The 18,658-nt window shown below is 73.9% G+C and carries 19 protein-coding genes; 3 read left to right on the top strand and 16 right to left on the bottom strand.

Features of this window, described 5'->3' with window-relative positions:
* Positions 1 to 137: 137 nt before the first annotated feature.
* The 3 genes from guaB to AB0F71_RS01485 all read right to left on the bottom strand — a co-directional run bounded on the left by guaB (position 138) and on the right by AB0F71_RS01485 (position 3,596).
* Positions 138 to 1,640, bottom strand: a complete 1,503-nt coding sequence (gene guaB / locus AB0F71_RS01495; protein ID WP_360226340.1) for an IMP dehydrogenase — start codon at positions 1,638 to 1,640, stop codon at positions 138 to 140.
* Positions 1,641 to 1,910: 270 nt separating this feature from the next.
* Positions 1,911 to 2,495: an RNA polymerase sigma factor ShbA gene (gene shbA, locus AB0F71_RS01490; protein WP_360227667.1), complete on the bottom strand. Its 585-nt coding sequence runs from the start codon at positions 2,493 to 2,495 to the stop codon at positions 1,911 to 1,913.
* Between the two features lie 489 nt (positions 2,496 to 2,984).
* The gene (locus tag AB0F71_RS01485; RefSeq protein ID WP_014136228.1) at positions 2,985 to 3,596 is read right to left on the bottom strand and encodes a response regulator transcription factor; all 612 of its coding nucleotides are present in this window, start codon (positions 3,594 to 3,596) and stop codon (positions 2,985 to 2,987) included.
* A gap of 562 nt (positions 3,597 to 4,158) precedes the next feature.
* On the opposite strand from AB0F71_RS01485, the gene AB0F71_RS01480 reads away from it, so the two are divergent.
* The gene (locus AB0F71_RS01480; protein WP_360226337.1) at positions 4,159 to 4,485 is read left to right on the top strand and encodes a WhiB family transcriptional regulator; all 327 of its coding nucleotides are present in this window, start codon (positions 4,159 to 4,161) and stop codon (positions 4,483 to 4,485) included.
* Between the two features lie 89 nt (positions 4,486 to 4,574).
* Here the strand turns inward: AB0F71_RS01480 and AB0F71_RS01475 are convergent, their stop codons facing one another.
* From AB0F71_RS01475 to groES, 3 genes are all read right to left on the bottom strand, one after another.
* Positions 4,575 to 5,573 (bottom strand): LysR family transcriptional regulator, encoded by a 999-nt coding sequence (locus AB0F71_RS01475; protein ID WP_360226334.1) that lies wholly within the window; start codon positions 5,571 to 5,573, stop codon positions 4,575 to 4,577.
* A gap of 150 nt (positions 5,574 to 5,723) precedes the next feature.
* Positions 5,724 to 7,349, bottom strand: coding sequence for a chaperonin GroEL (gene groL, locus AB0F71_RS01470; protein WP_360226331.1), 1,626 nt, complete (start codon positions 7,347 to 7,349; stop codon positions 5,724 to 5,726).
* Between the two features lie 116 nt (positions 7,350 to 7,465).
* A complete protein-coding gene (gene groES, locus AB0F71_RS01465) occupies positions 7,466 to 7,771 on the bottom strand; it encodes a co-chaperone GroES (RefSeq protein WP_014136232.1) in 306 nt (101 codons plus the stop codon).
* A gap of 276 nt (positions 7,772 to 8,047) precedes the next feature.
* Here groES and AB0F71_RS01460 point away from each other — a divergent pair, with 276 nt between their 5' ends.
* Positions 8,048 to 9,226 (top strand): class I SAM-dependent methyltransferase, encoded by a 1,179-nt coding sequence (locus tag AB0F71_RS01460; RefSeq protein WP_360226328.1) that lies wholly within the window; start codon positions 8,048 to 8,050, stop codon positions 9,224 to 9,226.
* 4 nt (positions 9,227 to 9,230) lie between these two features.
* Here AB0F71_RS01460 and AB0F71_RS01455 read toward each other — a convergent pair whose 3' ends face one another.
* The 5 genes from AB0F71_RS01455 to tsaB are packed head-to-tail and all read right to left on the bottom strand — an operon-like array spanning position 9,231 to position 12,772.
* The gene (locus tag AB0F71_RS01455) at positions 9,231 to 10,151 is read right to left on the bottom strand and encodes a polysaccharide deacetylase family protein (RefSeq protein WP_360226325.1); all 921 of its coding nucleotides are present in this window, start codon (positions 10,149 to 10,151) and stop codon (positions 9,231 to 9,233) included.
* Between the two features lie 33 nt (positions 10,152 to 10,184).
* Positions 10,185 to 10,490, bottom strand: a complete 306-nt coding sequence (locus AB0F71_RS01450; RefSeq protein WP_360226322.1) for a hypothetical protein — start codon at positions 10,488 to 10,490, stop codon at positions 10,185 to 10,187.
* Positions 10,487 to 11,593, bottom strand: coding sequence for a tRNA (adenosine(37)-N6)-threonylcarbamoyltransferase complex transferase subunit TsaD (gene tsaD, locus AB0F71_RS01445; protein ID WP_360226319.1), 1,107 nt, complete (start codon positions 11,591 to 11,593; stop codon positions 10,487 to 10,489). The genes AB0F71_RS01450 and tsaD overlap by 4 nt, the downstream gene beginning before the upstream one ends.
* Complete coding sequence (rimI, locus tag AB0F71_RS01440) at positions 11,586 to 12,074, bottom strand: ribosomal protein S18-alanine N-acetyltransferase (protein WP_360227664.1); 489 nt, start codon at positions 12,072 to 12,074, stop codon at positions 11,586 to 11,588. Before rimI ends, tsaD begins: the two co-directional genes overlap by 8 nt.
* Before the next feature lie 23 nt (positions 12,075 to 12,097).
* Positions 12,098 to 12,772, bottom strand: a complete 675-nt coding sequence (gene tsaB / locus AB0F71_RS01435) for a tRNA (adenosine(37)-N6)-threonylcarbamoyltransferase complex dimerization subunit type 1 TsaB (protein ID WP_360226316.1) — start codon at positions 12,770 to 12,772, stop codon at positions 12,098 to 12,100.
* A gap of 157 nt (positions 12,773 to 12,929) precedes the next feature.
* Here tsaB and AB0F71_RS01430 point away from each other — a divergent pair, with 157 nt between their 5' ends.
* A complete protein-coding gene (locus tag AB0F71_RS01430; RefSeq protein WP_360227661.1) occupies positions 12,930 to 13,496 on the top strand; it encodes a hypothetical protein in 567 nt (188 codons plus the stop codon).
* Between the two features lie 48 nt (positions 13,497 to 13,544).
* On the opposite strand, the gene AB0F71_RS01425 is transcribed toward AB0F71_RS01430, so the two are convergent.
* From AB0F71_RS01425 to AB0F71_RS01405, 5 genes are all read right to left on the bottom strand, one after another.
* Entirely contained in the window at positions 13,545 to 13,745 is a 201-nt protein-coding gene (locus AB0F71_RS01425; protein ID WP_360226313.1) for a hypothetical protein, read from the bottom strand.
* A gap of 128 nt (positions 13,746 to 13,873) precedes the next feature.
* On the bottom strand, positions 13,874 to 14,371 hold the full coding sequence (tsaE, locus tag AB0F71_RS01420; protein WP_360226310.1) for a tRNA (adenosine(37)-N6)-threonylcarbamoyltransferase complex ATPase subunit type 1 TsaE: 498 nt from the start codon (positions 14,369 to 14,371) through the stop codon (positions 13,874 to 13,876).
* A 128-nt stretch (positions 14,372 to 14,499) separates the two neighbouring features.
* On the bottom strand, positions 14,500 to 15,783 hold the full coding sequence (locus tag AB0F71_RS01415) for an alpha/beta hydrolase (RefSeq protein ID WP_360226307.1): 1,284 nt from the start codon (positions 15,781 to 15,783) through the stop codon (positions 14,500 to 14,502).
* Positions 15,780 to 16,991 carry an alanine racemase gene (alr, locus tag AB0F71_RS01410; protein ID WP_360226304.1) on the bottom strand — a complete coding sequence of 404 codons (1,212 nt, stop codon included), beginning with the start codon at positions 16,989 to 16,991 and terminating at the stop codon, positions 15,780 to 15,782. The genes AB0F71_RS01415 and alr overlap by 4 nt, the downstream gene beginning before the upstream one ends.
* A 172-nt stretch (positions 16,992 to 17,163) precedes the next feature.
* Positions 17,164 to 18,639 carry an NAD(P)H-hydrate dehydratase gene (locus tag AB0F71_RS01405; protein WP_360226301.1) on the bottom strand — a complete coding sequence of 492 codons (1,476 nt, stop codon included), beginning with the start codon at positions 18,637 to 18,639 and terminating at the stop codon, positions 17,164 to 17,166.
* Between the last annotated feature and the right edge of the window lie 19 nt (positions 18,640 to 18,658).

The raw sequence follows: 18,658 nt of genomic DNA, 5'->3' as shown, positions 1-18,658 counted from the left end.
CTGGTTTGTTGCTCATGCCCGCCGGGTCACCCCGGCCGCCCCCAGTATCCCGTACTACCGCTGGTGGCGCCCCGACGGCCCGACCCCCGGACGCGCGGAAGGGCCCGCCGTGGCGGGCCCTTCCGGGGTCGAGCGGGTCAGCGGGCCGAGTAGTTCGGCGCCTCGACGGTCATCTGGATGTCGTGCGGGTGGCTCTCCTTGAGGCCGGCCGCGGTGATCCGGACGAAGCGGCCCTTGCTCTCCATCTCGGCGATGGTGGCGGCACCGACGTAGCCCATGGTCTGGCGCAGGCCGCCGACCAGCTGGTGCAGCACGGCCGACAGCGGGCCGCGGTACTGGACCTGGCCCTCGATGCCCTCGGGGACGAGCTTGTCGTCCGAGGCGACCTCGGCCTGGAAGTAGCGGTCCTTGGAGTAGGAGCGGCCCTGGCCGCGGGACTGCATGGCGCCCAGCGAGCCCATGCCGCGGTAGGACTTGAACTGCTTGCCGTTGATGAACAGCAGCTCGCCCGGGGACTCCTCGCAGCCGGCCAGCAGCGAGCCCAGCATCACGGTGTCGGCACCGGCGGCGAGCGCCTTGCCGATGTCGCCGGAGTACTGCAGGCCGCCGTCGCCGATGACCGGCACGCCGGCCGCCTGGCAGGCCAGCGCGGCCTCGTAGATGGCGGTGATCTGCGGGACGCCGATGCCGGCGACGACGCGGGTGGTGCAGATGGAGCCGGGGCCGACGCCGACCTTGACGCCGTCCACGCCGGCGTCGATCAGCGCCTGGGCGCCGTCGCGGGTGGCGACGTTGCCGCCGACCACGTCGACCTTGACGGCGGACTTGATCTTCTCGATCCAGGCCAGCGCGTTGTGGCTGTGGCCGTGCGAGGTGTCGACGACCAGGAAGTCCACGCCCGCCTCGACCAGGGCCTGGGCCCGGTCGAAGGCCTCGGCGCTGGCGCCGACGGCGGCGCCGACCAGCAGACGGCCCTCGGCGTCCTTGGCGGCGTTCGGGTACTGCTCGGCCTTGACGAAGTCCTTGACCGTGATCAGGCCCTTGATCCGGCCCTCGTCGTCGACCAGCGGGAGCTTCTCGATCTTGTGGCGGCGCAGCAGCGCCATCGCGTCCTCACCGGAGATGCCGACCTTGCCGGTGATCAGCGGCATCGGGGTCATGATCTCGCGGACCTGGCGGCTGCGGTCCGACTCGAAGGCCATGTCGCGGTTGGTGACGATGCCGAGCAGCTTGCCGGACTCGTCGGCGATCGGGACGCCGGAGATGCGGAACTTGGCGCACAGCGCGTCGGCCTCGCCGAGCGTGGTGTCCGGGCCGACCGTGATCGGGTCGGTGACCATGCCGGACTCGGAGCGCTTCACCAGGTCGACCTGGTTGGCCTGGTCCTCGACCGACAGGTTGCGGTGCAGCACGCCGACGCCGCCCTGGCGGGCCATCGCGATGGCCATCCGCGCCTCGGTGACCTTGTCCATCGCCGCGGACAGCAGCGGGATGTTGACGCGGACGTTCCGGGAGACCCGCGAGGAGGTGTCGACCTGGTTCGGCAGCACCGCGGAGGCCCCGGGCAGCAGCAGGACGTCATCGAACGTGAGCCCGAGCATGGCGAACTTCTCGGGTACGCCTGCGGCGTTGTAAGACATTTGGGGGTACCTTCCGTGGCCGGCCTTATCCGCTCGCGCCCAGAGGGAGGGGGCGCGTTGATCGCTCACTCGCGCAGACCGCCGAAAGCCGGGTGGCTTGGAGGAAGCTCCAACGGAACCCCGTGTGCACCCGCAAAACTTTGGCAACCTGCCCAGGCGCCGATACCCCATGGTACTGGCACCGCGAACATGCCCTCGTGTGCCCTTGACAACACGCGCCCCTGCGGGCTCATTCCGCCCGGCCGGACCCCCCGTGGCCTGCGCCTGCGGTCAGGAGGACTCCTCCGCGAGCGCCCGCAGCCGGCTGAGCGCACGGTGCTGGGCGACCCGGACGGCCCCCGGCGACATCCCGAGCACCTCGCCGGTCTCCTCCGCCGACAGCCCGGCGGCCACCCGCAGCAGCACCAGCTCGCGCTGACGGGCCGGCAGGTTGGACAGCAGTTCCTTGGCCCAGGCCGCGTCACTGCTCAGCAGCGCCTGCTCCTCCGGGCCGAGCGCCTCGTCCGGCACCTCCGGCAGGTCGTCCTGCGGCACCACGGTCGAGCCGGGCCCGCGCATCGCGGCCCGCTGCAGATCGGCGATCTTGTGCGCGGCGATGCCGTAGACGAACGCCTCGAACGGCCGCCCCTGGTCCTTGTACCGGGGCAGCGCGCACAGCACCGCGACACAGACCTCCTGGGCCACGTCGTCCACGTGGTGCCGGGCCCCGCCGGGCAGCCGGACCAGCCGGGCGCGGCAGTACCGCAGCGCCAGCGGGTGGACGTAGGCGAGCAGCGCGTCGATCGCGGGGCCCTCGCCGCGCACGGCGGCCGCGACCAGTTCGCCAACGAGGGGGGAGCCGCCCGTGCCGAGCACCGGCGGCCGGCCCAGACCGTCCCCGGTCACGGAGTCGGGCACGGCGTCGGTCACAAGCTCACCGGATTCCGCGTACGCGTCGGGGCCCGGGTCGGAGGGCTCGGCCTCACCCGGGTCCGCCTGGCCGGCCGCACCGGCGACATCGTCGCGCATCGGTCCATGGTGCCTGGTCGAGCGGGAAAACGCGGCACCGCGTCCGGAGTTGTGCACCGGAACGTTATGCGCTGCGGCACCGTGCGGCGTGCCGCGCACCACCGGCCCCTCCTGCACCGTGCCGCCTCCCGCCGCGCCGCCGTGGGTGGTCCTGTCCGTCGCGCCGTCCGCCGAGTGTCCTGCGGCTGCGTGGTTCGCCGCAGTGCCTGTCCGCTGGTCCCCGAGGTGCTCCACTCCTCCATGGTGCAACCTCGGGACCGTAACGTCACACGCCCGTGCGGCGCCCGCTCCGGAATTCGAGGGCGGCGCGCCGCAACCGGCGGCGCCGCCGACCGGTCAGCGGACCAGTCCCCAGCGGAAGCCCAGCGCCACCGCGTGCGCCCGGTCGGAGGCCCCGAGCTTCTTGAACAGCCGTCGGGCGTGGGTCTTGACGGTGTCCTCGGACAGGAACAGCTCGCGCCCGATCTCGGCGTTGCTGCGCCCGTGGCTCATGCCCTCCAGCACCTGGATCTCACGCGCCGTCAAGGTCGGCGCCGCGCCCATGTCGGGGCTGCGCAGCCGACGCGGGGCGAGCCGCCAGGTCGGGTCGGCGAGGGCCTGGGTGACGGTGGCCCGCAGCTCGGCGCGCGAGGCGTCCTTGTGCAGGTACCCGCGGGCGCCCGCGGCCACCGCGAGCGCGACCCCGTCGAGGTCCTCGGCGACGGTGAGCATGATGATCCGCGCGCCCGGGTCGGCGGACAGCAGCCGCCGGACGGTCTCGACCCCGCCGAGGCCGGGCATCCGGACGTCCATCAGGACGAGATCGGAGCGGTCGGCCACCCAGCGGCGGAGGACCTCCTCCCCGTTCGTCGCGGTGGTGACCCGGTCCACACCGGGTACGGTCGCGACGGCGCGGCGAAGCGCCTCGCGGGCGAGCGGGGAATCGTCGCAAACGAGAACGGAAGTCATGACCGTCGTCCTCCGCAGCTGATCCGCGTCACGTTGAGCCTCCTGGCTGGTACGAACCTCTCCGACACGGCCGATCGGCGACGGACTTCGTCCTGATCGCCCCGACTTGCCCGCGATCGTTCCCGACGTCCGGCGCCCGCTAACCGCCTCCGCACTACCAACGACCGTCACTCGAATGAGTTACGGCCTTCGGGCCATCTCCACCACTGTACGTGGCCAACCCATTACCGATCAGCCGCATCGCGGTGCACACGCCGCACTTTTGCGCAGCTCGCGCGCGGTGGGCGCACGACCCGCACGCCGATACGGGTCGTCGCGCGCCCGTGAGCCACCCGATTGCCACATCCCGCGCCCGCCGAACCCCTTGCCCACTTTGCCCGTTTTTATAGCTTTCGTATGGTCATTGACTGTTGTGCCAGTGTGTGGGTGACTTGTCCATGGAGTTGCCTTAAGTCATATTTCCAGGTGTCCACACCAGCGCGGGGCGCCCCGCCGGGCACCGTTCGGCAGCAGCCCGCCGAAACGCCCGGCCACCGCCGACCGCCTCTGAAGGGAATGAGCCATGGCAGATTTCTCCCGCCTCCCCGGTCCCAACGCGGACCTCTGGGACTGGCAGCTCTCGGCAGCCTGCCGCGGCGTGGACAGCTCGCTCTTCTTCCACCCGGAGGGCGAGCGCGGGGCGGCCCGCAGTTCGCGCGAGACCAGCGCCAAGGAGGTCTGCATGCGCTGCCCGGTGATCGCCGAGTGCGCGGCGCACGCCCTGGCGGTCCGCGAGCCGTACGGGGTCTGGGGCGGGATGACCGAAGACGAGCGCGAGGAGATCCTGGGCCGCTCGCGGCACCGCCTGGTGGAGGTCCCGCTGACCCCGCCGGCGGTCGCGCAGCGTTAGACCCGCGTCCGCGGCGCGCCGTGAAGAAACGTTTCTTCGCGGCGCCTGAGGCCGCTCCGTCCCCGATCGGGGACCCCGGTCACCGACCGTCAGCGATCGGCGGCCGCACCCGCCAGCCGCTCCCGCATCAGCGCGACGGCCGGCACCTCGGCCAGGTCCGGCAGGGTGAGCGCCACCACCCGCCGCACGGCCGGCGCCCCCGAGGCCGTCCGCACCGGAACCGTCGACACGCCGTCAGGGCGCACCGACTGGAGGGCCAGCCGGGGCAGCACCGCCACCCCGAGCCCGGCCGCCACCAGGCCGACCACCGCGGGGTAGTCGTCGGTCGCGAAGTCGATCCGGGGCTCGAAGCCCGCTCCCGCGCACAGCTCCACCAGGTGCCCCCGGCACTGCGGGCAGCCGGCGATCCACTGCTCCCCCGCCAGCTCCGCCAGCTCCACCGGACCGCCCCGCCCGGCCAGCGGGTGGGCGGCCGGCAGCAGGCCCACCAGCGGGTCGTCCAGCAGCGGGGTGACCACCAGGTCGGACCAGTCGGTGCCGGCCGACAGCTGCTGGGCCTCCAGGTTCGCCTCGGCCCGGGCCTCGCGCGGCGAACCGTGCCCGGGGGCGGGCGCCGCGGGTGCGCCGTCGGACTGCGGGTAGCGGAAGGCCAGCGCGATCTCGCACTCGCCGCCGCGCAGCATCGCCAGCGACTCCGGCGGTTCGGCCTCGACCAGCGACACGCGCACCCCCGGATGGCTGTCCCGCAGGCGGGCGACCGCGGGCGGCACCAGGGTGGAACTCGCGGTCGGGAAGGAGACCAGCCGCACCCGTCCGGCCCGCAGTCCGGCGATCGCGGCCACCTCCTCCTCGGCGGCGGAGAGCCCGGCCAGGATCCCGGTGGCATGCTTGAGCAGCACCCGCCCGGCCTCGCTGAGCTGCATCCCGCGGCCCGAGCGGACCACCAGCGGGGTGTCCACCGACTTCTCCAGGGCCTTCATCTGCTGGCTGATGGCGGGCTGGGTGCACCCCAGCTCGCGGGCGGCGGCGGAGAAGGAGCCGGTGCGGGCGACGGCACGCAGAACGCGCAGGTGGCGGGCCTCGATCATGCCTCAGTTATAAGGCAATCTTTGCATTCTGCAAAATTCTACTGATAGTTGAAGCCTCAAACGGGCTTCCGCCACACGGACTCCCCAACACCGGAGGCCCGGTCCGACCCCCGAGGGGGCGGACCGGGCCTCCGGTCAGGCGTCGGTGCCTCAGTGCGAGTGGCCGTGACCGCCGTGCGCGTGACCGGCCTCGGCCTCCTCCTTCTTCTCCACCACGAGGGTCTCGGTGGTGAGGAGCAGGGAGGCGATCGAGGCGGCGTTCTCCAGCGCGGAGCGGGTGACCTTGACCGGGTCGATGACGCCGGCCTTCACCAGGTCGCCGTACTCGCCGGTGGCGGCGTTGTAGCCCTGGCCGGCCTCCAGCTCGGCGACCTTGGAGGTGATGACGTAGCCCTCCAGGCCGGCGTTCTGGGCGATCCAGCGCAGCGGCTCGTGCAGCGCCTTGCGGACGACCGCGACACCGGTGGCCTCGTCACCCGACAGGCCCAGGCCGCCGTCCAGCACCTTGGCGGCGTGCACCAGCGAGGCGCCACCGCCGGCGACGATGCCCTCCTCGACCGCGGCGCGGGTCGCCGAGATGGCGTCCTCCAGGCGGTGCTTGCGCTCCTTGAGCTCCACCTCGGTGGCGGCGCCGACCTTGATGACGCAGACGCCGCCGGCCAGCTTGGCCAGGCGCTCCTGCAGCTTCTCGCGGTCCCAGTCGGAGTCGGTCGCGGCGATCTCGCCCTTGATCTGGGCGACGCGGCCGGCCACGGCCTCGGAGTCACCGGCGCCGTCGACGACGGTGGTCTCGTCCTTGGTGATGGTCACGCGGCGGGCGGTGCCCAGCACGTCCAGACCGGCCTGGTCGAGCTTGAGGCCGACCTCCTCGGAGATGACCGTGCCGCCGGTGAGGACGGCCAGGTCGCCGAGGATCGCCTTGCGGCGGTCGCCGAAGCCCGGGGCCTTGACGGCGACGGCGTTGAACAGGCCACGGATCTTGTTCAGCACGAGGGTGGACAGCGCCTCGCCGTCGACGTCCTCGGCGATGATCAGCAGCGGCTTGGAGGTACCGCTCTGCAGGATCTTCTCCAGCAGCGGGAGGATCTCCTGGATCGAGGAGATCTTGCCCTGGTGGATCAGGATGTACGGCTCCTCGAGAACCGCCTCCTGACGCTCCGCGTCGGTGACGAAGTACGGCGACAGGTAGCCCTTGTCGAACTGCATGCCCTCGGTGAAGTCCAGCTCCACGCCGAAGGCGTTCGACTCCTCGACGGTGATGACACCGTCCTTGCCGACCTTGTCGATCGCCTCGGCGATCAGCTCGCCGACCTGGGTGTCCTGCGCGGAGAGGGACGCGACGGCGGCGACGTCGTCCTTGCCCTCGATCTCACGGGCGATGGACAGCAGGTGCTCGGAGACGGCGGCGACGGCCTTGTCGATGCCCTTCTTGAGGGCGGCCGGGCCGGCGCCCGCGGCGACGTTGCGCAGACCCTCGTTGACCAGGGCCTGGGCCAGCACGGTGGCGGTGGTGGTGCCGTCACCCGCGACGTCGTTGGTCTTGGTGGCGACCTCCTTGACGAGCTGCGCGCCAAGGTTCTCGTACGGGTCGTCCAGCTCGACCTCACGGGCGATGGTGACGCCGTCGTTGGTGATGGTCGGGGCACCGAACTTCTTGTCGATGACGACGTTGCGGCCCTTGGGGCCGATGGTCACCTTGACGGTGTCGGCCAGCTTGTTGACACCGCGCTCCAGCGAGCGGCGGGCGTCCTCGTCGAACTGCAGGATCTTCGCCATGTTCCCTATTCCCTCGGGGCTGCGGCCGGCCGACCGGCCTCCGAACTACCTGAACCAACAACCACGCCCCGGGCCCCTGTCACTAGGGACACGGATCCGGGGCGGGTCGGAACGACTTACTTCTCGATGATGGCGAGAACGTCGCGGGCGGAGAGGACGAGGTACTCCTCGCCCTGGTACTTCACCTCGGTGCCGCCGTACTTCGAGTACAGGACGATGTCACCGACGGCGACATCGAGCGGCAGACGCTGGCCGTCCTCGAAGCGGCCCGGGCCGACAGCCAGGACGACACCCTCCTGGGGCTTCTCCTTGGCCGTGTCCGGGATAACCAGGCCGGAGGCCGTGGTGGTCTCGGCGTCGAGCGGCTGGACCACGATGCGGTCCTCGAGCGGCTTGATGGCAACCTTGCTGCTGGTGGTCACGTCCGAGCTCCCCTTCGGAGATTACGGGGCTTTCTAACGGGTAGGGGCGAACCTGCGCATCTGCCGTCGCGGGGGTCAGAAGCGCGTCTTCGCGTTAGCACTCCCCCACTGGGGAGTGCCAAGGACGACCATAGGCCGCCGTTAGCACTCAGTCAACCAGAGTGCCAACGACGCGCACTGCGGGCTCGACCGGCGGGCGAGTGTCCGTACTCGTGTACGGCGCCCGCGGCACCCGACGACTCGGGCACCGACGGGCCGACCGGTCAGAATGAGCCCGTGGACACCGAGAACCTCCAGCCCCTGCTGACCCCCGAGGGTCAGGCCCTGCTCGCCGAGCTGCGCGAGTTCGCCCCCGAGGAGGAGCTGGCGCTGGCCACCCGGCTGCGGCGGGAGCACCCGGCGGAGCTGGTGTCGGCGGCGTTCGGCCAGGCACGGCTGCGGCAGCGGGCGCGGGCGAAGTTCGGGGCGGACGCCGACCTGATGTACTTCACGCCCAACGGGGTCGAGCAGTCCACCCGGCGCAGCGTGGCCGAGTGGCGGGCCCGCCGCTTCGCCGAGCTGGGCGTGCGCACCCTGGCGGACCTGTGCTGCGGCATCGGCGGGGACGTGCTGGCGCTGGCCCGGGCCGGGATCCGGGTGCTGGCCGTCGACAAGGACCCGGCGGCCTGCGCCGCCACCGCCGCCAACGCCGCCGCGCTGGGCCTGTCGGAGCTGGTGGAGGTGCGCTGCGCGGACGTCGCCGAGGTGGACGTCACCGGCTACGACGCGGTGTTCACCGACCCGGCCCGGCGCACCTCGCGCGGCCGGGTGTTCGACCCGGAGGCGTACGCCCCGCCGCTCTCCTGGGCGATCGAGGCCGGCCGGCGGACCCCGATCGGCGCGTTGAAGGTCGCCCCGGGCATCCCGCACGAGGCCGTCCCGGCGGACGCCGAGGCCGAGTGGGTCTCCGACCACGGGGACGTCAAGGAGGCGGTGCTCTGGTTCGGCACCGGGGCGGTCCGCCCGCACCGCGCGACCCTGCTGCCGCACGGCGACAGCCTGACCGGCGGCGACCTGCCCGACCCGCCGGCCGGCCCGGTCGGGCGGTACCTGTACGAGCCGGACGGCGCGGTGATCCGGGCGCACCTGGTGGCCGAGGTGGCCGGGCAGGTCGACGGCCGGCTGATCGACCCGAAGATCGCCTACGTGACCTCGGACCGGCTGGTCGCCACCCCGTACGCGCACGCCTTCGAGCTCACCGACGTGCTCCCGTACAACGTCAAGAAGCTGAAGGCGCTGCTGCGCGAGCGCGGGGTCGGCACGGTGGTGATCAAGAAGCGCGGGATGGCGATCACCCCGGAGGAGCTGCGCCGCCAGCTCAAGCCCTCCGGGCCGGACTCCGTCACGGTGATCCTCAGCCGCACCGACAACGGGCCGCTGATGATGCTCGGACAGCCGGTGGGCCGCCCGGTCTGAGCCGCTACGAGGGCGGCGCCTGGATGTAGTCCTCCAGCCGGGCCACCGAGAAGCCCTGCTCCTGGATCCGGGCCAGCAGGTCCGCGAACATCTGGGTCATGGTGGCGCCCTTGAGCTCCTTGGGGCCGCGGAAGTGCGCCAGGATGATGTCGCCGGGCTTCAACTTCTTGTCGCCCGCCTGGTACTGCATGTCGTGGATCTGCATCGACTCGCGCCACAGCACGATCGCGCGCGGGCCGCACTGCTGCACCGAGGTGTTGAGCATCGGGGTGTTGGCGCCGTCGCCGAACGGCGGGCGGAACAGCAGCGGGGCGGTGCCGTACTGCTGGGTGAGCGCGGCCTGGTCCTCGCAGATCTCGGACTTCTGCTTGTCGGCCGAGAGCTTGCTCATCACCGGGTGGGTGACGGTGTGGTTCTGGATGTGGTTGCCCAGCGCCTGGAGCGGCTTGAAGTAGCCGTAGTCGTTCTTGACGATGTCCTTGGTCAGGAACATCGAGATCGGCACCTTGAGCTCGGTCAGCATCTCGACGAACTTCGGGTCCTTCTCGGCGCCGTCGTCGATGGTGATGAAGACGACCTTGTCGGTGGTCTTCACATCGCTGAACACCGGTACGGTGCCGGTGCGTTCGAGCTTGACGGGCTTGTCGGCGGGCGGCGCGGGGGCCGGGGCGAGCGGCTTGAGGTTCCACTTCGCCCAGGCCGCGGCGTCGCCCTGGGCCGGGGCCGCGCCGGGCGTGGTGGCCGCCGCACCGGGGGTGCCGCCGGCGGGCGACTGGGTCGCCGCCGCCGTCCCGGCCGTGCTCGCGGCCGGGGCGGCGCTGCCGCCGCCCCCGTTGTCGCCGCACGCGGTGGCGAAGGCCAGCAGGGCCACCGCCCCCGCCGCGTACGCCCTGGTCCTGGTCCTACTCAGCCCGTCCCTGTTCACCGCACCGCGCTCCCGGTCCCGTCCAGCGTTCTCTCAGCTATGCACGGTAGCGCCGCCGCGACGGTTCCCGTCCGGGCCCTGCTCGACGTGCTCGCTGGTGAAGGACCAGCGGTGCACCGGACGGCCCAGCAGTTCGGCCGGCGGGTCGGCGACCGGCACGGGCTCGCCGCTCCACCAGGTGATCAGCAGCACCCTCTCGCCGGAGGCGGAGAGCAGTTCGAGGCGCTCCAGCCCGGCCGCGCCGCGGACCGCGGGAATCGCGAACTCCCTCACCCAGGCGGCGAGTTCGACCCCGCGACCGTCCGCCGCGCGGGCCTCCCACATCGCGGCGACGGTCACGCGGCGCCGCCGCCGAGGGCCTGGTAGGCCTGGCCGTGGACGTCGCCGTGCCCGGCATCCCCGGCCGGGACGTGGACGTCGGTGACGGGCAGCGAGGAGTCCGCGGACAGCTCGAAGGCGGACGGGGTGCGGCCGCGCCACACCATCTCGGAGCCCAGCGCCGCCACCATCGCGCCGTTGTCGGTGCACAGGCCCGGCCGGGGCACCCGCAGCCGGATGCCGGCCCGGTCGCAGCGCTGCTGGGCCATCTCGCGCAGCCGGGAGTTGGCCGCGACGCCGCCGCCGATCATCAGGTGGTCGACGCCGCTGTCCTTGCAGGCCTTGACGGCCTTGCGGGTGAGCACGTCGGTGACCGCCTCCTGGAAGGAGGCCGCGACGTCGGCGATCGGCACCTCCTCGCCGGCCCGGCGCTTGGCCTCCACCCAGCGGGCGACGGCGGTCTTGAGGCCGGAGAAGGAGAAGTCGTACTCGGGGTCGTTCTTCCCGGTCAGGCCGCGCGGGAAGGCGATCGCCTTCGGGTCCCCCTCGCGGGCCGTCCGGTCGACGATCGGGCCGCCGGGGAAGCCCAGGCCGAGCACCCGGGCGACCTTGTCGAAGGCCTCGCCGGCCGCGTCGTCGATGGTCGCGCCGAGCGGGCGGACGTCGGTGGTGATGTCCTCGCTGAGCAGCAGCGAGGAGTGCCCGCCGGAGACCAGCAGGGCCATCGTCGGCGAGGGCAGCCGGCCGTGCTCCAGCTGGTCGACGCAGATGTGCGAGGCGAGGTGGTTGACCCCGTACAGCGGCTTGTCGAGCGCCCAGGCGTACGCCTTCGCCGCGCTGACGCCGACCAGCAGCGCGCCCGCCAGGCCGGGGCCGGCGGTGACGGCGATGCCGTCCAGGTCGGTGGCCTTGATGCCGGCGGTGTCCAGGGCGCGCTGGATGGTCGGGACCATCGCCTCCAGGTGGGCGCGGCTGGCGATCTCCGGGACGACGCCGCCGAAGCGGGCGTGGTCGTTGACGCTGGAGGCGACCGCGTCGGCCAGCAGCGTGGTGCCGCGCACGATGCCGACGCCGGTCTCGTCGCAGGAGGTCTCGATGCCCAGGACGAGCGGTTCGTCAGCCATGGGGGGTGTCCTCAATGTCCTTCGGGTCGGTGCTGTCAGTGCTCGGGTTCTCGAGGCGCATCACCAGCGCGTCGACGTCGGCGGGCTGGTAGTAGCCGCGCCGGATGCCCACCGGTTCGAAGCCGTGGCGCTCGTAGAGCCGCTGGGCGCGCTGGTTGTCCACCCGCACCTCCAGCAGCAGGTCGGCGCAGCCGCGCCGGGCGGCCTCGTGGATCAGGTCGGTGAGCAGGGCGGTGCCGAGGCCGGCGCCCTGGTGGCGCTCGTCCACGGCGATGGTCTGGACGTCGCCGTCACCGGCGACGGCCATCAGGCCGGCGTAGCCGACGATCGTGCCGTCCGCGGCGGTGGCGACCGAGTAGTGGCGGGTGCCGCCGGGGTGGGCCTCGGCGAGCTCGGACCAGAACATCCCGGCGGACCAGGCGTCCTCGGGGAACAGCCTGAGCTCCAGGTCCAGCACCGGCTCGATGTCCCACCAGCGCATCGGGCGCAGGGTGGTGCCGTGGTTCACGCCGGGAACACCGCCTTGCCCCCCAGGACGTTCTTGTAGCCCGCCGGGACCTGGGCGTCCGGGCGGCGCAGGTACAGCGGCACGTTCGGCAGCAGCTCGCGTCCGGCGGCCAGCTCGGCGGCGGCGAAGCCGGCCAGGGCGCCGGCCGAGACGTGCTCGGGGCCGTGGGCGCCCGGGAAGGCCTCGGGGTAGAGCAGCGCGCCGGCGCCCACCGAGCGGGCGGCGGGCGTCAGCTCGGCCGGGCGGTCCACGCCGGGGCCCTCGGTGCGGTTGCCCTCGGCGTCGTAGGAGGCCCAGTAGACCTCCTTGCGGCGCGCGTCGGTGGCGACCGTGAACGGATGCCCGGCCAGGCCCTCGGCGCGGGCCTGGAAGGCGATCGCGTCCAGGGTGCAGACGCCGTGCACGGGCAGGCCGAGCGCGTGGCCGAGCGCGGCGGCGGTCACCAGACCGACCCGCAGGCCGGTGTACGGGCCCGGGCCGACGCCGACCGCAATGCCGGTGAGCCGGCTCTTGTCCACTCCGGCGGCCCGCAGGACCTGGTCGATCGCGGGCAGCAGCAGTTCGCCGTGGCGCCTGGCGTCGACCTGGTGGGTCTCGGCGAGGACGGCCGTGCCGTCGTGGACGGCGGCGGTGACGGCGGGGGTAGCGGTGTCGAACGCGAGCAGCAGCACGGGTCAAGGTTAGACCGACGTTGGGCCGACCGGCCGATCGAGCTGGTGTCCCCCTCCGGAACACACGTACTGGCCACCCGCCGACCCGCCCGGGGGACCTGGCACGATAAGGGCGGTACGTACAGCGGACGGCGGCGGGAGCGGGCACGTGGCGAAGATGGGTCCTGGAGTGGTGGTCACGGGGTTGACCCTGGGGGCCCTGGCAGTGGTGAGCCTGCTGGCCTTCCAGGCCAACGGCGCCCAGGACCGCGCGGGCGGAGCCAGGCCGACCGTCGCCTCGACGTCCACCGGCCCGGCCGCCTCCGCGACGCCGAGCGCCTCCGCCACCCCGACCGTCCCGCCGCTGCCGGCCACCTCGGGCAGCGGCACGCGGGTCGTCTACTCGGCCGGCGGCCACTTCGTCTGGCTGGTCGACCCGAAGAAGAACCCGCAGGTCGCGGCCGCCTTCGCGGTCACCCCGGGCTCGGTCGAGCCCGCCCCGGGCAGCTACTCGGTGTACAGCCGCACCCAGACCGCCACCGGGACGGACGGCAAGCAGATCGAGCACGTGGTGCGCTTCGCGCAGCAGAACGGCGTGGTGTTCGGATTCAGCGCGGCGCTGGACGGCACGACGCCGACCGCCGACCCGAAGGCCAAGACCGGCGGCATCCGCAGCGGCCGCCCCGAGGGGCAGCTGCTCTGGGACTTCGCGCCGACCGGCACCAAGGTGGTCGTGGTCCCGTAGGACGGGCGGACGGGGCGGACGGGGCGGACGGGCGGGCGCCCGGCCGCGCTAGGCGGCGGCCCGGGGCGCGCCAGTCTCGGGTTCCTCGTCGGCCTGCCGGGCCTTCGGCTCGGGCGGCCTGGACACCGCCTCGGCGGCCGCGCAGGCGGCCAGCAGGGCCCGCATCGGCTCTCCCGGAGCGCGGCGGGCGGACTCTCCGGCCCCGGTGTCGCGCACGGCGCGCTCCGGGGCGGGGGTGGTGCTCGACATGGCGCCTCCCTAGTTAGGCAGACCTAACCGCAGCACCCATCCCACCACGCCCGGCGCCCCGCCCGCAACACCTTGCCGACGGCCTGTCGGCAAAACGGTGGAACCCGATCGACCGGTGCCGGGGGCGCCTAGTCGGCCAGCCCGGCCAGCGGGACGCCCGCCCAGCGCGGCCCGATGCCGGTGAGCAGCACCCGGCGCGGGTCGTGGTCCTCCCCGGCGGTGTCACCGATCGCCCGCTCGATCCGGACCTCCAGGCGCTCCTCGGACAGCCGCTCGACCTTGCCCTCGCCCCACTCGACCACGATCACCGACTCCGGCAGCGAGACGTCCAGGTCGAGGTCCTCCATCTCGTCGAGGTCCCCGCCCAGCCGGTACGCGTCCACGTGCACCAGGGCCGGGCCGCCGACCAGCGAGGGGTGCACCCGGGCGATCACGAAGGTCGGCGAGGTCACCGCCCCGCGGACCTGCAGCCCCTCCCCCAGGCCCCGGGTCAGCGTGGTCTTCCCCGCCCCCAGCTCACCGGAGAGCAGCACCAGGTCCCCCGGCCGCAGCAGCGCGGCCAGCTCCCGGCCGAGCCGGCCCATCCGCTCCGGAGTGGGGACGGTCAGAGTGGCGTGCGAGCCCATGCGCGTGTCTTGCCCTTCAGTCCGTAGCGGCGTACCGACCACCGGCCGCCACCGCTACCGTGCCACATCACCGCACCCTGCCGTGGCGCGCGGGTGCCCGGCGGGCCCGACGGGGGCCCGGGCCGGTCTCAGGCGGGGTCGACGGCCGGATCCGGGTCCGCGTCCGGGCGCGCGTCCGGGTCCGAGGCCGCTGGAGGACGCTCCTCCCGGGGCGGTTCGGCCGCGAGTTCGAGGACGGCCGGCGGCAGCGGCGCGGCACCGGCGAAGTCGGCGGCCCGGCGCAGCAGCCGCGCCAGCTCGTGGTCGACCAGCTCCGGGCGCTCCAGCAGCACCAGGTGCCCGGCGCCCTCGGCCAGCACCAGTTCGGCCCCCGGCAGCCGCTCGGCCATCGCCTCGCTGTGCGCCGAGGGCGTCAGCAGGTCCTTCGTCCCGGCCAGCACCAGGGCCGGCAGGCCGCGCAGGGCGGCCAGCGCCCCGTACTTCTCGTGCGCGCCGAACACCGGGTAGAACTCGGCGACCACGTCGATCGGGGTGGCGTCCAGCAGCTGCTCGGCGAAGCGCACCACGCCGGGGTCGACGTCCCGGCCGCCGAAGGAGAACCGCCGGTAGAACACGGCGGCCACGTCCGAGCCGATCCGCCGGCTCGCCTCCACCAGGTCGACCTGACGGCCGAGCAGCTTCACCACCCCGGGCGCGACCTTCTTGAACAGCTTGGCCCCCGCCTTCGGCAGACCGAGGCTCACCTCGTTCCAGTCCCCCGCCAGGGTGCCGACCAGCGCGACCCCGGCGACTCGCGTCCGGAACAGCTCAGGGTGCTGGTCGGCCAGCGCCATCACCGTCATGCCGCCCATCGAATGGCCCACCAGCACCAGCGGCCCGGTCGGCGCGACGGCGTCGATCACCGCCTTGAGGTCACCGCCCAGCTGGTCGATGCTGGCCGGCTCGCCCGCCAGGTACTCGCGGGAGCGCTCGGAGCGGCCGTGGCTGCGCTGGTCCCAGAAGACCAGCCGCAGGCCCTGGCGCAGCGCCGCCCGCTGGAAGTGCCAGCTGTCCTGGTTGAGGCAGTAGCCGTGGCTGAACACCACGGTCAGCGGCTGAGAGGGGGCGCCGTCCGGCTCGTCCCAGCCGGTGCCGTCCAGCTCGACGTACAGCTCGGTGCCGTCCGGCGCGGCCACCGTCAGCGGGCGCCCGCGCAGCGAACCGTACGGGGCGGCCGCCTCCAGCTCGGCCCGGGCCCGGCGGCGCATCGCCCGGCCGACCGTCAGCCGCTCGATCGCGACGCCCGCGGCCGCGCCGGCCGCCAGCACGCCGACCGATATCCCGATCACACCGGCCCGGCTCACCCCGGTGGCCGCGCCGGCCGCCTTGGCCACCGCCGCGACCGGGTTGCTGTCGGCCGGCGTGTCGGTCATGCCGTACGGCCCCCGTCGTGGCCGCCGCCGTGGCTCCCGTCCAGGTAGCGGCGGGGCACCCGGGTGCCGATCCGGGTGATGATCTCGTACGAGATGGTGCCGCAGGCGCGGGCCCAGTCCTCGGCGGTCGGCTCACCGCGCTCGCCGTTGCCGAACACCAGCACCTCGTCGCCGGTCTCGGGGGTGTCGCCGCCCAGGTCCACCACGAACTGGTCCATCGCGACCCGGCCGGCCACCGTGCGCCACTTGCCGCCGATCTGCACCGGGCCGGTGCCGCTGCCGTGCCGCGGGACGCCGTCGCCGTAGCCGACCGGGACCAGGCCCAGCGTGGTCGGACCGGGCGTCACGTAGTGGTGGCCGTAGCTGACCCCGTGCCCGCCGGGGACGTGCTTGACCAGCGCCAGCCGGGCGGTCAGCGCCATCACCGGGCGCAGCCCGAAGTCGGCCGGCGAGCCCACCTCGGGCACCGGCGACAGCCCGTACGCGGCCAGGCCGGTGCGGACCAGGTCGAAGTGCGACTCGGGCAGCAGCAGGGTGGCCGGGGAGTTGGCCAGGTGCCGGACCTCGGGGCGCAGCCCGGCGGCCTCGGCCTGCGCCAGCGCGGTGCGGAAGGAGTCCAACTGGGCCTGGATCGAGGGGTGGCCGGGCTCGTCGGCAGCGGCGAAGTGCGACCAGACGCCGACCACCCGCAGCAGCCCCTCCGCCTCGGCCCGCCGGGTCTCGGCCACCAGCTGCGGCCAGTCGTGCGGCTGGCAGCCGTTGCGGCCGAGGCCGGTGTCGGCCTTGAGGTGGACGCGCGCCGGAACGCCGGTCTGCCGAACGGCCGTCAGCAGCTCCTCAAGCGCCCACCGGCCGCTGACCGAGATGTCCAGGTCCGCGCGCAGCGCCTCGCGCCACGGCCCGCCCGGCGTCCACAGCCAGCACAGGATGCGGGCCTGGTCGGGGCGGATGCCCGCGGCCCGCAGCGCCAGCGCCTCGTCCGGCGTCGCGCAGCCGAGCCAGCCGACCCCGTTCGCGACCGCCTCGCGGGCGCACTCGACCGCGCCGTGGCCATAGGCGTCCGCCTTGACCGCGAGCATCACCGCCGTGCTCCCGACGCGTTCCCGCAGGCTGGCGAGGTTGCCGCGCAGGGCGGCGAGATCGATGGTCGCCTCGGCCCGTACGCCGTCGGTGAGGGTGGCCGTTCCGGTCGTGTTCGCAGTTGTCATCAGGGTCAGTCTCCCAGACGTCCCGGAGTCCTCGCCGAACGGGCCTTCGGCGCGGTGGTCGGCACCGTGACCCCCGGCACCCCGCCGACCTGCGGCGGACGGCTCGTCCACCCGGTTCAGGACGCGCTGCACGGAGGTCTCGGTTCCGCCGTGGGGCGGGGCCGGACCGCGGTCACGGCTGCCGGACGGCCCGCCAGACCGCGGGCAGCGCATCGGCCACCGCGAGCGCCGTCACCGGCGCCCCGGGCTCGCCCGCCGCCTCCCGGCCCGCCAGGCCGTGCAGGTAGGCGGCCACCGAGGCGGCGTCCAGCGGCGGCAGGCCCGCGGCCAGCAGCGAACCGGCCAGCCCGGCCAGTACGTCCCCGCTGCCCGCGGTGGCCAGCCAGGAGGTGCCGGTGGGGTTCACCCGGACGGCCCCGCCCGGGTCGGCGACCACCGTGGTGGAGCCCTTGAGCAGCACAGTGGCCCGGTAGACGGCGGCCAGCCGCCGGGCGGTGGCCAGCCGGGTGGCGGCCAACTCCTCGGCGGCAGGCGGCGCGGTGCCGTCGGCGCCGGCCAGCAGTCGGGCGGCCTCGCCGGTGTGCGGGGTCAGCAGGGTGGGCGCGGTACGGCCGGCCAGCGCCCGCGGACCGAGCCGGCCCAGCTCGGTCAGCCCGTCCGCGTCCACCAGCACCGGGACGTCGGCCGCCAGCGCCTCGGCCAGCGCCTGCCGCGCCCCCTCGCCGCCGCCCGGCCCGACCACCCAGGCCTGCACCCGACCGGCCCCGGCGGGGCCGCCCTCGGTGACCAGCGTCTCCGGGAAGCGGCGCACCACCTCCTCGGCCGCCGTGCCGACGTACCGGACGGCACCCGCACCGCCGTGCAGCGCCCCGGCGACCGACAGCAGGGCCGCCCCCGGGTACCGCGCCGAGCCGGCCGCCACCCCGACCACACCGCGCCGGTACTTGTCGCTCTCCGCGCCCGGCAGCGGCAGCAGCGCCGCCACGTCCGCGTGCTGCAGGGCCGTCACCTCCGGCCCGGGCGGTTGCAGGCCGATCTCCACCAGCTGCACGGCGCCCGCGTACGAGGCCCCGGGGTCGATCAGCAGGCCGGGCTTGTAGGTGCCGAAGCAGACCGTGACGTCCGCGCGCAGCGCCTCCCCCGGCACCTCGCCGGTGTCGGCGTCCACCCCGCTGGGCAGGTCCACCGCGACCACCACCCCGCGCCGCTCGGCCCGCGCGTACGGCACGGCCTCGGGGCGCAGCCCGCCCCGGCCGCCGATGCCGACGATCCCGTCCAGCACCAGGTCCGCGCACGAGAAGTCGGCCAGGCCGACTTCCTGCTCCGCCGTCACCCGCCCACCAGCCGCCCGCAGCGCGGCCAGCCCACCCGGGTGCGCCTTCGCCGGGGCGAGCAGCACCGCCGTCACCCGCGCCCCGCGCCGGGCCAGCGCCGCCCCGGCGTACAGCGCGTCACCCCCGTTGTCCCCGCTGCCCGCCAGCACCGTCACCCGGCTGCCGTACACCCGCCCCCGACGCCCGATCAGCAGCCGCGCACAGGTCACCGCCAGCCCGGCCGCCGCCCGCTGCATCAGCGTGCCCTCGGGCAGCCGGGCCATCAGCTCGGCCTCCGCGGCCCGGACGGTTTCCACAGGGTGTGCATGGCGCATGGGGAGCACTCCTTCGGCG

Source organism: Kitasatospora sp. NPDC028055 (genome assembly GCF_040637885.1).
Lineage (GTDB): Bacteria > Actinomycetota > Actinomycetes > Streptomycetales > Streptomycetaceae > Kitasatospora.
The sequence above is the reverse complement of the archived record's forward strand: the minus strand, read 5'-3'. Positions and strand labels throughout refer to the sequence as shown.